A 610-nucleotide genomic window follows, 5' to 3' on the forward strand; every position below is an offset into this window, starting at 1 on the left:
GACATAATGTTAATTATACGCTGCGAACCGCTGTACGGGGTTGATTCGGGCAGCGGAGCCGCCCGGTGAGTGGCGTATAATTCCCCCACATTATGTTGAATGGGCTTTGGACGGCCGGCACTGACTGATTGGGGACACCGATGGACAGGCCGGCCATTGCCCATTTACCCCCGCAGACACCGGGGCTGACGGGCAGTCCGGCACGGTCTGCCCCTTCTCCGAACCCTGCCCAACTCAACGGGGATTATCGGGCTGTCCGGGGCGCCGGGGTGTCGGTTCGCCATCCGATTCTCCGCGGGCACGGCCTGAGCGGCTCTTTGCTGCACTGACATTGCCGTTTGCCGGATTGTCTGCCTGCTCGGCCGGGTGCGTCTGCTGGTGCACGGTCTTTAAGTGCCCGATAGCGACCCGCGTATAAATTTGCGTGGTCTCCAGCCGTTCATGCCCCAGTATCGCCTGGATGTGCCGGGTGTCGGCCCCGTTGTCCAGCATTTGGGTCGCCATCGAATGGCGGAACAGGTGACAGGCACCGGGTTTGTCGAGCTGCGCCTGTTCACGGATAGTCTTGCCGACCAGCTGGCTTAAGTAATCACACGACAGGCCGCGTCCC

At 61.8% G+C, this 610-nt stretch carries 2 protein-coding genes; both read right to left on the minus strand.

Annotated features, from left to right (window positions below; genetic code table 11):
- Positions 1-13: 13 nt before the first annotated feature.
- Positions 14-238, minus strand: a complete 225-nt coding sequence (locus Xmir_RS27760) for a hypothetical protein (protein ID WP_099116118.1) — start codon at positions 236-238, stop codon at positions 14-16.
- A partial coding sequence (locus tag Xmir_RS22280) for a tyrosine-type recombinase/integrase (RefSeq protein WP_145956966.1) occupies positions 235-610 on the minus strand: 376 nt, incomplete at its 5' end. The genes Xmir_RS22280 and Xmir_RS27760, both read right to left, overlap by 4 nt.

The organism is Xenorhabdus miraniensis, from assembly GCF_002632615.1.